At 45.9% G+C, this 14,210-nt stretch carries 11 protein-coding genes; 2 read left to right on the top strand and 9 right to left on the bottom strand.

What is annotated here, in order from left to right:
- Positions 1-43 precede the first annotated feature (43 nt).
- From malZ to yfbV, 5 genes are all read right to left on the bottom strand, one after another.
- The gene (gene malZ, locus OO774_RS05155) at positions 44-1,870 is read right to left on the bottom strand and encodes a maltodextrin glucosidase (RefSeq protein ID WP_264905266.1); all 1,827 of its coding nucleotides are present in this window, start codon (positions 1,868-1,870) and stop codon (positions 44-46) included.
- A 156-nt stretch (positions 1,871-2,026) separates the two neighbouring features.
- Positions 2,027-2,821 (bottom strand): ABC transporter ATP-binding protein, encoded by a 795-nt coding sequence (locus tag OO774_RS05150; RefSeq protein WP_264905265.1) that lies wholly within the window; start codon positions 2,819-2,821, stop codon positions 2,027-2,029.
- Complete coding sequence (locus OO774_RS05145; RefSeq protein WP_264905264.1) at positions 2,818-3,753, bottom strand: ABC transporter permease; 936 nt, start codon at positions 3,751-3,753, stop codon at positions 2,818-2,820. Before OO774_RS05145 ends, OO774_RS05150 begins: the two co-directional genes overlap by 4 nt.
- 232 nt (positions 3,754-3,985) lie before the next feature.
- Entirely contained in the window at positions 3,986-4,951 is a 966-nt protein-coding gene (locus tag OO774_RS05140) for an ABC transporter substrate-binding protein (protein ID WP_014232517.1), read from the bottom strand.
- 377 nt (positions 4,952-5,328) lie between these two features.
- Positions 5,329-5,781 carry a terminus macrodomain insulation protein YfbV gene (gene yfbV, locus OO774_RS05135; protein WP_264905263.1) on the bottom strand — a complete coding sequence of 151 codons (453 nt, stop codon included), beginning with the start codon at positions 5,779-5,781 and terminating at the stop codon, positions 5,329-5,331.
- 345 nt (positions 5,782-6,126) lie between these two features.
- On the opposite strand from yfbV, the gene OO774_RS05130 reads away from it, so the two are divergent.
- Positions 6,127-7,323: an acetate kinase gene (locus tag OO774_RS05130; protein WP_264905261.1), complete on the top strand. Its 1,197-nt coding sequence runs from the start codon at positions 6,127-6,129 to the stop codon at positions 7,321-7,323.
- A 137-nt stretch (positions 7,324-7,460) separates the two neighbouring features.
- Positions 7,461-9,605 (top strand): phosphate acetyltransferase, encoded by a 2,145-nt coding sequence (gene pta, locus OO774_RS05125; protein ID WP_264905259.1) that lies wholly within the window; start codon positions 7,461-7,463, stop codon positions 9,603-9,605.
- A gap of 76 nt (positions 9,606-9,681) precedes the next feature.
- Here pta and OO774_RS05120 read toward each other — a convergent pair whose 3' ends face one another.
- From OO774_RS05120 to OO774_RS05105, 4 genes are all read right to left on the bottom strand, one after another.
- Entirely contained in the window at positions 9,682-10,956 is a 1,275-nt protein-coding gene (locus tag OO774_RS05120; protein WP_264905257.1) for an MgtC/SapB family protein, read from the bottom strand.
- 163 nt (positions 10,957-11,119) lie between these two features.
- On the bottom strand, positions 11,120-12,070 hold the full coding sequence (locus OO774_RS05115; protein WP_264905256.1) for a glutathione S-transferase family protein: 951 nt from the start codon (positions 12,068-12,070) through the stop codon (positions 11,120-11,122).
- 172 nt (positions 12,071-12,242) lie between these two features.
- The gene (gene oppF / locus OO774_RS05110) at positions 12,243-13,235 is read right to left on the bottom strand and encodes a murein tripeptide/oligopeptide ABC transporter ATP binding protein OppF (RefSeq protein WP_264905254.1); all 993 of its coding nucleotides are present in this window, start codon (positions 13,233-13,235) and stop codon (positions 12,243-12,245) included.
- Positions 13,232-14,203 (bottom strand): ABC transporter ATP-binding protein, encoded by a 972-nt coding sequence (locus OO774_RS05105; RefSeq protein ID WP_176291966.1) that lies wholly within the window; start codon positions 14,201-14,203, stop codon positions 13,232-13,234. The genes oppF and OO774_RS05105 overlap by 4 nt, the downstream gene beginning before the upstream one ends.
- Positions 14,204-14,210 lie beyond the last annotated feature (7 nt).

Here is a 14,210-nt window from a genome sequence, read left to right as displayed (position 1 = left end):
CCCTTTTTATATCCAAACTATGCACGAATAGCAAACGGTAGTGTCACTTTACTCGCCATACTTTGCCACTTTTCCCTCGAAGATTGACACTAAAATTATTCTTATAATCAATAACCTCATTGCTATCCCATAAGTTATACAAGCTTTTAGGACTCAGGCCTAATTGCCATAGTGGTAACTCAATGCGGCACTCTTTATCGCTCATGTTTATTGCAACAATGACCGCTTCCTCTTGCAACTGTCTCGCATATACAAACGCGTTATTATGGCAATAAAGCCATTGAATACTGCCGGATTGTAGGCATTTGAACTTTTTACGAATCTCTATCCAACGTCGATAAATACCCAACCATTCAGAGTTCGCCACTTCATGCCAAGGGAAACAACGTCGGTTATCAGGATCTAACCCACCTTCCAATCCAACTTCGCTGCCGTAATAAAGGCAAGGTGTACCGACATAAGTCATTAACAAAGTCAGCGCGATATGAATTTTGTCTTCGCTACGGCTTACAAGAGTGATGAATCGGGCCGTATCATGACTATCAAGTTGATTGAGTTGAGATAACTGGTTGGCAAAAGGAATCTTCGCTCTTGCTTCATCTAACCACTCTTTAAACTCTAATGCATTGATCTGGATAGGGTCGTACATGATATCTTGCTTGGCAATAAATGCTCTTACGGGATGAGCAAAGCCGTAATAATTCATTGCTCCATCTTCTTGACCACCCTGTAGCCACTGAGTTGCCTCAAAAAAATGTTCTCCAAGGACATAGGCATTAGGGTTCACCGACTTTGTTGCTTTACGGAACGCTTCGACGTAATGAGCGTTATTTTTTGCCCCTTCTCCCTCTCCGAGCATATGAATCACATCAAAGCGCCAGCCATCAACAGAGTAAGGGGCTTTTAGCCAGTGTTTGATCACCGCGTGTTTGCCTTGATAAATGTAATCCCGCACCTCTTTGTTTTCGAAGTTCAACACAGGTAAACTGCTGATACCTTTCCAGCCAATGTAGTTGTTGCTGTCATCGTCAAAGAAGTAGTAGTTGCGATACTTGGATTCCAGATTGCCGTAAGCCCCATCCCCTTGCATTTTTACATCGAACCAAGGATGGTGAACCGACGTGTGATTAAACACTGCATCCAAAACAATTTTCATTTGCTTAGAACGTATCTTGTTGCACAACTGAGCAAACTGCTCATTGCTTCCAAACATTGGGTCTATGTTGAAATAGTCAGTGGTGTCGTATTTATGGTTACTCGGAGAGCGGAAGACCGGATTGAAATACAAAGCTGTCACGCCCAGATTTTCAAGATAATCGAGCTTCTGCTCAACGCCGTTCAGGTCGCCACCAAAAAACTCCTTGGCTCCGGTATTCTGGTGCTCCCCAACCGCTTCACCCCATGACTTTACTATCGCTTCAGGATTGTATTCGCCATAGGCTTGTCGAATCGATTTTTCATCCTTACTTGGAGCAAAACGGTCTGGAAAAATTTGGTAGAAGATCTGCTGTTGCACCCATGTAGGTGGCTGGTTATTCACATTTAATTTAAAGTGAAACTCTTTTGGTGGAATGCGCGATTGTACGTCCCTTCCATCCAGCCAGAACTGCTGCTCGCCCACAACGAGCTTAAATACGTAGTGAGTGACATCTCGATCTTTATTTGGGGCAAAGGTTGCTTTCCAGAGTTTAAGTTCTCCTGAAGTACCCGCTGGATGCATTTCAGTCAGATATTCTTCGTTATCAGGCTCGGAACGAACATAAACACGATCAAAATCCAGGCTCTCCGTCTTTAGCGTGACCGTTATAGCGTCTTCGTTGAAAGAAAGACCATCCAACGTCTGACTGTGGAAAATGAATGGAGGGGTCATAGCAGATATTCCTGTAGCGGGCATATGCGATGACTTTACTATAGCAAGAATAAAAATCCTCCTTGTGAAACGGTCCGTTAGTCACGTTTCTCAAGGAGGATCACGCTTGGTCGGCATCGTTAACCGTAATCGAAGTTAGGTAACGTACTGTACTGGCTAATTGAGTAACAAACTATCGTCGGACAGTTCTTCACCACGCACTTTCGAGAACATTTCCAGCAAGTCTGGTACCTGCATATTTGCTCTTTGTTCCCCTGCTACATCCAGCACAATTTCCCCCTGATGAAGCATTACGGTTCTGTCGCCACAAGCCAATGCATCTTTCATTGAGTGGGTAACCATCATCACGGTTAAATTAAACTCGTTCACAATACGTTTGGTCAGATCTATAACAAAAGCCGCCATACGCGGGTCAAGCGCCGCCGTGTGTTCATCGAGTAGCAGCAGCTTACTTTCCGACAAGGTTGCCATTACCAAACTCACCGCTTGTCGTTGACCACCGGACAACAAGCCAATGCTATCCCCCAGCCTGTCTTCTAACCCCAAACCAAGAATACTGATTCGGTCTTGAAACAACTTTCGGCGCTGGGATGAGAGTGCCAGTCTCCAGCCACGCTTTTTACCACGCATGTAAGCCAGTGCCATGTTTTCTTCTATGGTTAATTCACCACAAGTACCAGCCAATGGGTCCTGAAAAACCCGCGCGCACTGAGTGGCACGCTGAGCCACAGTTTGTCGGGTCACGTCTTTACCATCAATGATCACTTGACCGCCAATCATCGGGGTTTCCCCCGTTGTAGCGCCAAGTAACGTCGATTTACCGGCACCGTTAGAACCAATGACGGTAAGAAACTGATGTTCAGGTACCTCTAGAGATACCCCTTTTAGCGCTCGGTTCTCCAGAATCGTTCCAGGGTTGAACGTCACTTGGATATTATTGAGTTCAATCATAATGTCTCCCCTGAATCTTTTTTAGATGCTACCTGTTTAGCATCTGAAACTCGTTGTTTCGCTTTCATGCGCTGTTTAAGTTTTGGTGCTATCAATGCGACCGCAACCAGCACAGCAGTAACAAGGTTTAGATCGGATGCCTGCAAGCCAAACATTCCAGAACTCAAAGCAAACGCGACGGCAAGGCGATACAGTACCGAGCCAACGATAACGGCTAACACCGCCACCCAAATCTTGCGCCCAGGGATCAAGGTCTGACCCAAAATCACCGCAGCTAAGCCGACCACAATGGTGCCAACCCCTGATGTTACGTCTGCAAAGCTGTTAGTCTGTGCAAACAGTGCGCCGGCAAAGCCAACGAAACCATTGGATAGTGCCAAGCCAAAGAAGGTGTAAAAACCTGTGCTGGCACCTTGAGCAGAAACCATTCGGGCATTGACACCCGTTGCTCTTAGACCAAGGCCAAAGTCACTGTTAAGCAAACGAACCACAAAAAATGCAGATAATAGAACTAACACCCCAACCACAAGCGGACGAACGAACATTGAGTCGCCCATCGCTTCAAACGGTGTCAGGATCGTATCCTCTCCGAGTAACGCCATATTGGGCTTACCCATAATACGAATATTGATGGAAAAGGCAGCAATCATGGTGAGAATTGAGGCTAACAGGTGCAAGATACCGCAACGGACAGCCAGAAACGCGGTAACCCAGCCCGTCATAGCACCGGCTATAATCGCCATTCCTGTGGCGACCCAAGGGTTAATACCAGCAACAATTGCTGTTGCGGCAACTGCAGCCCCCATAGGGAAACTGCCATCAACACTTAGATCGGGAAAATCGAGTACACGAAACGTGAGGTATACGCCCAAAGCAACCAGCCCATAAATCAGGCCAATCTCAAGAGCGCCAAAAAATGCAAATGCAGACATAAAACGGCTCCTTTCTGCATGTTCAGATCAATATCGGGATCTGAAAGTAAGACTTCTCACTTCAGTCAGGACGAACTTATCAACTCAAGCTCAAGTTTATTCGAACAAAGTTTTGCTTCACTCAGAGGTTTAAACATTCTTGGTAAAAGTAATAAGCCAATGACATGACTTATTACTTTCGCCAATGCGGTTAACTTGCTCGAATGAGTCGAATACGCCCCAAAAAAGCGACTTATTGCATGCTTGTTGCACGTTCTACGACTGAACTCGGTATTTGGATACCTAGCTTAGAAGCAGCATCTTGATTGATCACCAAGTCAGAACCTGTTGCGACTTTTACGTCTAGTTTGCCCGGTTCCTGGCCATCAAGAATCGCCGCGACATAATCAGCGGTTTGAACACCTACTTGGTAGTAATCAAAGCCAAGGCCTGCGATAGCACCTTTTTCAACATAAGATGTCGCACCACCAAATACTGGCGTCTTAGACTGATTCGCAGCAACGATCATACCTTCAATTGCACTGGCTACTGTATTGTCTGTCGGTGCGTAAATGATGTCAGATTTTGCAGAAATAGCCTGAGTCGCGGATTGCACGTCGGCACTTTTCAGAGCCGTTGCTTCTACAACTTCAATCCCTTTCGCTGCTGCGCTCACTTTTAGAAGTTCGACCAAGGTTACCGCATTGGCTTCACCTGGATTGAAGACCACACCAATACTTTTCACTTGAGGCAGGATTTCCTGGATAAGCTCAACATGCTGGGCAACTGGAGACAAATCAGAAAGTCCAGTCACATTCTGACCAGGCTGTTCCATGGTTTTTACCAGTTTTGCACCAACTGGGTCCGTTACCGCGGTAAAAACAACGGGGATTGAGCGCGTTGCGGAGACGAGAGCTTGTGCAGATGGCGTCGCGATACCGACTAACACATCCGGGCTTTCACCAACAAACTGGCGAGCAATCTGAACCGCGATAGCAGGGTTACCTTGTGCCGTTTTGTAGTCAAACTCTAGGTTTTTACCCTGTTCATACCCTTTTGCCTTCAAGCCGTCTAAGAGTCCCTGACGGGCAGCATCTAATGCCGGGTGTTCTACAATCTGTGAGACCGCAACTGTCGCTGTATTCGCAATAGCACCAGCAGAAGAAAGAACGGCGGTCGCTGATAAAATAGCGGTGGCTAGTAAACGTTTCGTTATCATCATAACTCCTTGATGTGTCTTCGTCCTTGTTCTGCGAACCTTCACCTTTTGGTGTACGCTCGCAAGCCCAAAAATGGGAAGGCGTTTTTGTTGTGTTTGTAATAAAAATCGCTGTGCACTTCTTGTGCATCTTATTTTTATTATTACTACTAAGTCCCAGTAAAGAAAAGAAACATTTAACAGTAAAACAACATTTGTGATCGCGGGATAGAAATCCTGTCCCTCAAAAACAGCGATAAAGAGAAAAATGTTTATCAGGGGGACGGAAAAGGAACAAAAACAAGTGGAGCATGACGTCTATTGATGAACATGAAGTACAAAAAATGGAGTGGTCTGCACACACTCCATTTTCTTAATCTTCGAAATTCCTGGCGACTTTAGAACCAACGCTCTAGCGAAGATTTATCTAACTGACGGAAAGCACGATTTAGGATTAACGCCAACTCTTTGTAACGAGGCTTTGTCTTTATAGGCTCTAATGCAAAACCACTCTCAACTATTTTTTGGTGTAGCTCTCGATACCAGGAAGCCAATGAAGGTGGCAATGTCGTATTTGAACGAGTACCTAACCACCAGATACCCTGTAAAGGCAAGCTAATCGCGAATAAGGCAACGATAATCGATTGAGGCAGAGCACTATAGTTGTTAAATGCCATTTGAGTCAGGACGCTGATCGCAGCAACCGCTGGCATGACTTTAATGCCAAATCGCGTCGCTTTAATGATTCTCTGCTCTGGAAATACGGCATTCAGCTCTTTACGAACCGGCCAGATCTCCATGTAATTTTGGCCATCTTTCAGGCTATGGACTAATCCGACTTTATTACTCATACCACTCTCTCACTAAAAAATAGTTGAACGTTTCAACTGAAGGTGCAAAAAATTGATGAAAATTAATATTATTTCAAATTTTTTTTGTTATCATTGCCCATTATCGCTATCCTTTGCAGGCCCTCAACCTCATTGTTGCCGTTATTTACAATTTAAGCAACTCTGAGGTCACTATCTGCAAGGAACGCGTCATCGTGATGAGTGGGCTCATCACTATATCTTTATATGGAATTAGAACAATTTTTGACCAAGATTAGTGCGCACCCTTGCTGGTATCGACTATTCTTGTGATTAATTTTTCATTCTTTAACTGATTTTGATCAGACGAATAACAGGTAGTCATACATGTCTAAGCTAGTTTTAGTTTTAAACTGCGGTAGTTCTTCTCTTAAATTTGCCGTAGTTGATGCCGAGAACGGCGACGAGCACTTATCAGGTCTTGCTGAGTGTCTTCACCTTCCTGAAGCTCGTATCAAGTGGAAACTTGATGGCAAGCACGAAGCTCAACTAGGTAACGGTGCAGCTCACGAAGAAGCACTAGCGTTCATGGTAGAAACTATTCTTGCTTCTAAACCAGAGCTTTCTGAAAACCTAGCAGCTATCGGTCACCGTGTAGTACACGGCGGCGAGAAGTTCACTCAGTCTGCTCTTATCACTGATGACGTACTGAAAGGTATCGAAGACTGTGCAACACTAGCACCACTTCATAACCCAGCACACATCATCGGTATCAAAGCAGCTCAAAAATCTTTCCCGGCACTTAAAAACGTTGCTGTGTTCGATACTGCATTTCACCAAACGATGCCAGAAGAGTCTTACCTATACGCTCTTCCATACAACCTGTACAAAGAGCACGGCATCCGTCGCTACGGCATGCACGGTACTTCACACCTATTCATCACTCGTGAAGTTGCAGGTCTACTGAACAAGCCAGTTGAAGAAGTAAACATCATCAACTGTCACCTAGGTAACGGCGCGTCTGTATGTGCAGTTAAAAACGGTAAATCAGTAGATACTTCTATGGGTCTGACTCCTCTAGAAGGTCTGGTAATGGGTACTCGTTGTGGTGACATCGATCCTGCGATCATCTTCCACCTACACGACGCACTAGGCTACTCTGTTGAGAAAATCAACACGATGCTAACTAAAGAGTCTGGCCTACTAGGTCTGACTGAAGTGACTTCTGACTGTCGTTTCGTTGAAGACAACTACGGTGAGAAAGAAGAAGCAACGCGTGCAATGGACGTGTTCTGTCACCGTCTAGCTAAATACGTAGCGGGTTACACTGCATCAATGGACGGCCGTCTAGATGCGATCACTTTCACTGGCGGTATCGGCGAGAACTCTGGCCCTATCCGTGAAATGGTTCTAAACCGTCTAGGTATCTTCGGTATCGAAGTAGACAGTGAAGCAAACCTTAAAGCGCGTTTCGGCGGCGAAGGTACTATCACTACAGCGGACAGCCGCATCCCAGCAATGGTAATCTCTACTAACGAAGAGCTTGTAATCGCTGAAGACACTGCACGCCTAGCAGGTCTTTAATGCATAAACTGGCTAGCCAATTGGCTAGCCAGTTTTTCTTCCAAAGAGCTTTCTTTAGGGGCTCAGCTCCTATTCTTTGAAGATCATGGAATAAGAATTGAGCTTTTATCTCTCCCAATAGCAAAGGTACTCTACGAATGTCTCGTACTATTATGCTTATCCCTGCAAGTGCTGGTGTTGGTTTAACTAGCGTAAGCATGGGTGTTCTTCGCGCTATGGAGCGCAAAGGCGTTAAAGTTTCTTTCTACAAGCCGATTTGTCAGCCACGCAGCGGTGGCGATCAGCCAGATCTAACTTCAACTATCGTTGGTCACAACAGCGATATGAAGATCGGCCAACCTATGGCGATGTCTGTTGCTGAAAGCCTGATCGGTAACGACAACATGGATGAGCTGCTAGAAACCATCGTTGAGCGTTACAACCAAATCAATAAAGATGCCGATGTAACTCTAATTGAAGGTCTAGTACCAACTCGTAAGCATCCATTCGCTAACCAGGTGAACGCAGAAATCGCAGCAACACTTGGTGCTGAAATTGTTCTAGTGGCAACACCTGGCACGGATAACCCAGCTCAGCTTAAAGAGCGTATCGAAGTAGCATGTTCTAACTTCGGTGGTACTAAGAACAAAAACATCTCTGGCGTTATCATCAACAAGCTAAACGCACCTGTTGATGAAGCTGGCCGTACTCGCCCTGACCTGTCTGAGATCTTTGACGATGCAGACAGCGCGAAGCAAAACGAAATGAAAGTGATGGAAATCTTCAACACTTCTCCAATTCGTGTACTAGGTTGCGTGCCTTGGAGCATCGACCTGATTGCGACTCGTGCGATCGACATGGCGAAACACTTGAATGCTGATATCATCAACAAAGGTGACATCAACACTCGTCGCATCAAGAGCATCACGTTCTGTGCGCGTTCTCTGCCAAACATGATTGAGCACTTCAAACCAGGTTCTCTGCTGGTTACTTCTGCAGACCGTCCTGACGTAATCGTTGCGGCCTCTCTAGCAGCAATGAACGGTGTTGATATCGGTGCGGTACTGCTAACTGGCGGTTACGACATTCCACAAGAAATCGAAGGTCTGTGTAAGCCTGCATTCGAAACGGGTCTACCGATCTTCAAAGCACAAGGCAACACTTGGCAGACTTCTCTGAACCTACAGAGCTTCAGCATTGAAGTACCTGCAGACGACAAAGAGCGTATCGAGTTCATCAACGAGCACGTTGCGGGTCACATTGATGGCAACTGGATTGAGTCAATGACTGAAGGTACTCAGAAGTCTCGTCGTCTAAGCCCACCAGCATTCCGTTACCAGCTAACAGAGCTTGCTCGTAAAGCAGGTAAGCGTATCGTTCTTCCTGAAGGTGATGAGCCACGTACAGTGAAAGCAGCAGCTATCTGTGCGGAACGCGGCATTGCAGAATGTGTGCTTCTGGGTAACCCAGCAGAAATCCGTCGCGTAGCGGCACAACAAGGTGTTGAGCTAGGCGCTGGCGTTCAAATCATCGATGCTGATGCGATTCGTGAAAACTACGTTGCTCGTCTGGTTGAGCTACGTGGCGCGAAAGGTATGACTGAAGTGGTTGCTCGTGAGAAACTGCAAGATTCAGTATTCCTGGGCACAATGATGCTTGAGAACAACGAAGTTGACGGTCTGGTTTCTGGCGCGGTTCATACCACGGCGAACACTATCGTTCCTCCGTTCCAAATCATCAAGACGGCACCTAACGCGTCTATCGTTTCTTCAGTATTCTTCATGCTTCTGCCTGATCAGGTACTGGTTTACGGTGACTGTGCAATCAACCCAGATCCAACGGCTGAACAGCTTGCTGAAATCGCGATCCAATCAGCGGATTCTGCAACTGCATTCGGTATCGATCCACGCGTTGCAATGATTTCTTACTCTACTGGTGAATCTGGTAAGGGTGCAGACGTTGATAAAGTACGTGAAGCAACCAAACTGGCTCAAGAGAAACGTCCTGATCTTATCATCGACGGTCCTCTACAGTACGACGCGGCTATCATGGAAAACGTTGCTGCTTCTAAAGCACCAAACTCTCCAGTTGCAGGTAAAGCGACAGTATTCGTATTCCCAGACCTAAACACGGGTAACACGACTTACAAAGCGGTACAACGTTCAGCAGACCTAGTATCTATCGGTCCAATGCTGCAAGGTATGCGCAAACCAGTAAACGACCTGTCTCGTGGCGCACTAGTAGACGACATCGTGTACACCATCGCTCTAACAGCAATTCAAGCAACTCAAGAACAGAAGTAATTCTTTTCTCTGCTTGGCCGGATATCAAAGCCCTCGATTCGTTGAGGGCTTTTTGTTGGTTCGTTTATTAAATGACTTAAGAGATAGCGACGAACATCAGCCCACCGACAATCACACAACCGATCATCACTGGCGCGACTCGGTGCCATAACCTCCTCTCACCTAAAGCCATCACCATTGCCACTTTCACTATGGTATTTACCGAAGCAGCAATGATGATACCCAGTGCCGCAGTAGTTAAACTCAAATACTGGATACTTTGACGTCCAAGTGCCAATGAAATTGCATCCACATCAGTGATACCTGATACCGCTGAAAGCATTAGAACACCAGCAGCGCCAAACCAATCTGAGAGCGCATGCGAGAGCAACATGATCACCGCCAGTACAACACCAAAAAAGAGAGCAGATTGCAGAGCAAGAGGATTACTTTGCTTGTTCGATTGCTCAACCTTCTCTATTTGGCTCCTTCTCCATATCCACCAGGCTGGTAAGTAAAGTGCCGCCATCATTGCCAGTACAATTGGCCAAAGCATTTTCACTAATGGTGGGTTAATGACGGACAGTATGATCAGCAATCTTGGGAACATGGTGCCACAACTAATTAAGATGCCACTTGCCAGCAGCGGGCTAATTGCAGGCTGTTCGCGTGACAGATGAGAAAATTGCAGAGTCAATGCCGTTGAAGAACTGAGGCCGGCAAAAACAGACGTAAATAAAATCCCCCGCTTCGCGCCGCCAATTTTAATCGCAAAGTAGCCAACAAAAGAGATACTGGCGATCAATACAACCATCCACCATATCTCGTAAGGGTTTAACGCATTCCATGGCCCATAAGTTTTATTAGGTAAGAGTGGAAGTAAAACAATAGAAATGAGAAGTAAGCGCAGAGCTGCATCTAATTCGTACTCTTGTAACTTTTGCAACGCCTCGTGGAGCTCTCTTTTATTATCCAGAACCAGAGCGGTTATTACAGCCGTAGATGCAGCAAGTACTGCTTCGCCAGCCACCGCTAAACTGCCTAAAACGAACGTCACCAACAGACTTACCAAGCCCGTGATACTGACATCACCGCTGTTCTTTTGCTTCACAAAAAAAGCGATGCAAGCCAAAATCACCAGTGCGATCAACGCAAAGCCGAGCAGTAACGGGGAATAGTGAGAAGCAAGAACTGCAACCAGACCACCAAGTAATCCCACCAAAGAATAAGTACGGATACCTGCGACCCGGCTGCCTTCAACACTATTGCGCTTCACCCAACCACGCTGAATGCCAACAATCGCCCCTAAGAGAAGCGCAATAAGCAAATTCCAGATTTGATGCTCGCCAGATGCAAACTCGCTGATATCCATACCTCACCTCGCTAAAAGATCGGTTCTATATCATTAGTTTATGCCATGTACTGGAATAATCTGTGATGCTTGGGGAAATAACCGATAAAACGGCGTATAAATGCATATAGCTTTGGTAAGGAGATAACAAAGCGCCATAGAAAATGACGCTTTATCAGCAGGACTAATTTGAAAGTGGCTCACGCCCGTGTGACGACTCTAAATCTAACTCAGGGCCTTTTGGAACAACCTGTGTTGGGTTGATTCCTGTATGACTGAAATAGTAATGACGTTTAATGTGGTAGAAATCCGTCGTCTCTGCCACGCCATCGACTTGATAGAGTTCTTTTAAGTAGCCCTGAATATTGGTGTAATCCGCAATGCGCTTTTTATTACATTTAAAGTGGCCAACATACACAGCATCAAAACGTACTAATGTAGTAAACAGACGCCAGTCAGCCTCGGTGATCTGATTACCGGTTAAATAACGATGTGTCGCCAGATGCATATCAATTTTATCTAATGCAGAAAACAGTGAATCAAAGGCTTCTTCATAGGCTTCCTGAGTGGTCGCAAAGCCACAACGATACACACCATTATTCACATTCGGATAGATAAAATCATTCCACTCATCAATAGAGGCTTGTAAATGTTCTGGGTAGTAATCGTATTCGTTCCCCGTCAACTCATTAAATTCTGAGTTGAACATGCGGATAATCTCGGAAGATTCATTGGAAACGATCGTATTGGTATTTTTATCCCATAAGACAGGAACGGTCACACGCCCACTATAATCTGGCTTAGCTTGGGTATAAACTTGATGCATACGCGTATGGCCAAATAATGGCTCAGGTAAGCCCATTTGCCAACCTTGGCTAAGCATATCAGGGCAGACAACCGTGACATCAATATGCGGTTCTAGCCTTTTGAGTTTTCGGAAAATAAGCGTTCGGTGCGCCCACGGGCAAGCAAGAGAAACATACAAATGGTAACGACCAGATTCTGGCTGGAATTCTGCATCCGGCTCATTCTTGATCCAATTACGAAAACCCGCGTCTTCGCGGACAAATTTACCGCCGCTTGATTTCGTATCGTACCAGACGTCGTGCCAAACACCTTCGACCAATTTACCCATCTTCGCTCTCCTCTCGTTCTATTTTCCTCTATATTAGCGATTCGTGACGAACAGAAAACAACCGAGCGTCGGACATGACGTTCAAGAAATTTGAATAAGTGTTCGGTTAGACATAAAAAAAGCGCGCCCCTAATTAAAGAGCCGCGCTTAAGCCCGTCACAGGCTGAATGGTTTACACTTGAACGTGTAGACAAGATACCGCGTGAACGTCGTTACCTTGGATTGTCGGTTTGGTCTTCGCACACTCTTCCGTTGCTTGTGGGCAACGAGTACGGAAGACACAACCCGATGGTGGGTTGATTGGCGAAGGAAGATCGCCTTCCAGCATTTGGATTTTCTTTTGACGTTCGATATTCGGATCTGGAATTGGTACCGCCGACATCAATGCACGCGTATATGGGTGTTTAGGATCAGCAAATAGTGCGTCGGCTTCACCAAGCTCTACCGCGTTACCCAAATACATAACCAGAACACGGTCAGAGATATGTTTTACCACAGACAAATCGTGTGCAATGAATACCAAAGATAGGCCAAGTTCTTTTTGAAGCTCTTTAAGCAAGTTAACAACCTGAGCCTGAATCGACACATCCAGTGCAGATACCGGTTCGTCACAGATGATCATTTTTGGCTTCAAGATAAGCGCACGTGCAATACCAATACGCTGACACTGACCACCAGAGAATTCATGCGGATAACGGTTGATCACATTTGGTAGTAGACCCACTTTCGCCATCATCTCTTTAACACGATCTTTTACCTCTTGCTTTGAAAGCTCTGGATAAAAGGTTTCTAGCGGCTCAGCGATAATGTCGCCGACAGTCATACGTGGGTTCAGTGACGCCAAAGGATCCTGGAAAATCATTTGGATTTCTTTACGCGTTTCACGGCGCTGGACATCTTTCATCTTGGTCAGGTCTTGACCCAACCACACCACTTCGCCGTCAGTCGCTTCTACCAAGCCGATGATAGCGCGCGCAAACGTCGACTTACCACAGCCTGATTCACCTACAACACCTAACGTTTCGCCTTCATACAGCCGAACGTTAACACCATCGACTGCTTTTAGGTTTGAAGGCTTAGACCAAGGCCATGCTGATTTTGCTGCAATGCTAAAGTGAACTTTAAGTTCTTTAACATCGAGTAGTAATGATTTCTCTACACTCATTTTTTCCAAGCCTCCCAATCAGAAAAACAGGCGCGCTGACGACCATCACCAAATGGTGTCAGAATTGGCGCTTCTTGCTTACAACGGTCCATTACACGGTGGCAACGTTCCTGATAAGGACAGCCAGGTGGTAGGCGAAGTAAGTTTGGTGGGTTGCCCGGAATGGTTGGCAGGATCTCACCTTCCGTATCTAAGCGAGGAATCGCCTTCAACAGACCTTCTGCGTATGGGTGACTTGGGTTGTAGAAGATTTCATCAACCGTTCCATATTCCATTGTACGACCGGCGTACATCACCAATACTTTGTCACAAGATCCCGCAACAACCCCCAAATCGTGCGTGATCATGATAATTGCGGTGTTAAACTCGTCTTTCAGTTCGTTAAGCAGATCCATGATCTGCGCCTGAACGGTTACGTCTAGTGCCGTTGTCGGTTCATCCGCAATCAACAGTTTAGGGCGACATAACAGCGCCATTGCGATCATTACACGCTGACGCATACCGCCCGAAAACTCATGCGGGTACATGGTAATACGCTTGCGGGCTTCTGGAATTTTCACCGCTTCAAGCATACGTACCGATTCTTCAAATGCTTCCGCTTTGCCCATTCCTTTGTGAAGCATCAATACTTCCATCAGCTGGTCACTCACCTTCATATAAGGGTTTAGTGACGTCATTGGGTCCTGGAAGATCATCGCGATCTGCTCTGCTCGAACTTTGTTAAGTTCTTTTTCAGGCAAGTTCAGGATCTCTTTACCTTCAAACTTAGCGCTACCAGAAATGATACCGTTTTTAGCCAGCAGACCCATGATTGCAAATACGGTCTGAGATTTACCTGAACCCGACTCACCTACGATACCTAAGGTTTCACCTTGGTTAAGAGAAAAGTTCAAATCGTTTACTGCGGTTACGATACCATCTTGCGTGGTAAACTCGACGCGCAGATCTTTGACATCTAATAAGCTCATCGTTGCT

The sequence above is a fragment of the Vibrio sp. STUT-A11 genome (assembly GCF_026000435.1).
Lineage (GTDB): Bacteria > Pseudomonadota > Gammaproteobacteria > Enterobacterales > Vibrionaceae > Vibrio.
This window is presented reverse-complemented; position numbering and strand designations above follow the sequence as displayed.